This window comes from Paenibacillus zanthoxyli JH29 (assembly GCF_000520715.1).
Classification (GTDB): domain Bacteria; phylum Bacillota; class Bacilli; order Paenibacillales; family Paenibacillaceae; genus Paenibacillus_AQ; species Paenibacillus_AQ zanthoxyli.
In genome coordinates this window covers 1-741 of the sequence record NZ_ASSD01000332.1, presented here as the reverse complement: position 1 = coordinate 741, position 741 = coordinate 1, and the positions used below count along the sequence as shown (strand labels likewise).

The following is a 741-nucleotide window of genomic DNA, read 5'->3' as shown; positions in this document are numbered from 1 at the left end:
GCGTTTGTGGGGGATGGCGGATTGCGCATCAAGCGAACGTGTGCCCGCTGTCCCTGCGGGATACGCTCTACGTTTGTGGGGGATGGCGGATTGGGCATCAAACAGGGAGTGCCCGCTGTCCCTGACGGGATGCGCTCTGCGTTTGTGAGGGATGGGGGACAGTGCATCAAGCGAAGGTGTGCCCGCTGTCCCTGACGGGATGCGCTCTACGTTTCCGAGGATAACAAGAAACAGCAGGCCCGGTAACCCGGGACTGCTGTTTTTTACCTCGATATTAGGAACTTGATGATGACCATGCCGAAAAATACAACCGCCATAAATGTAGTCATTCCGAAAAAGCCGTTCATCAAATCGCCAAGGTCATTGCGGGGCTCTTCATTTACATGCTCCCGTGGGTCGTGTTTCCGCACATTGACATCCATAGTTTGACCTCCTCACAGAAATGGACAATCATTTTGATTGCAGGAGTATGAGTTAAGTCATTGACATATAATGCGCTTTCTTTAAGTATACTCAAGTCCCCGGTAAGTTGTAAAGATGATCAGGACCTTAGTGATGCGAAAAGGGGCAGATAAGACGGAAAACCTGAAACGGTACATCTTTTTGTCCATATGAGTTAGCCACGGGGGACACGCCTGCGAACATACAGTTTTTGGGCACGCTCAACGTTACATTTAGTCCGGACAGCCCGAAATTCCTGCGCAATCGGCTAGGCCCCTTAAATCCGGAGTCATGCCCTAC

General features: G+C 51.0%; 1 protein-coding gene. It reads right to left on the bottom strand.

All coding sequences use genetic code 11. The annotated features are described in order from the left end of the window. Window positions 1-263: 263 nt before the first annotated feature. The gene (locus L691_RS32000; RefSeq protein WP_156934229.1) at window positions 264-422 is read right to left on the bottom strand and encodes a YqzM family protein; all 159 of its coding nucleotides are present in this window, start codon (window positions 420-422) and stop codon (window positions 264-266) included. Between the last annotated feature and the right edge of the window lie 319 nt (window positions 423-741).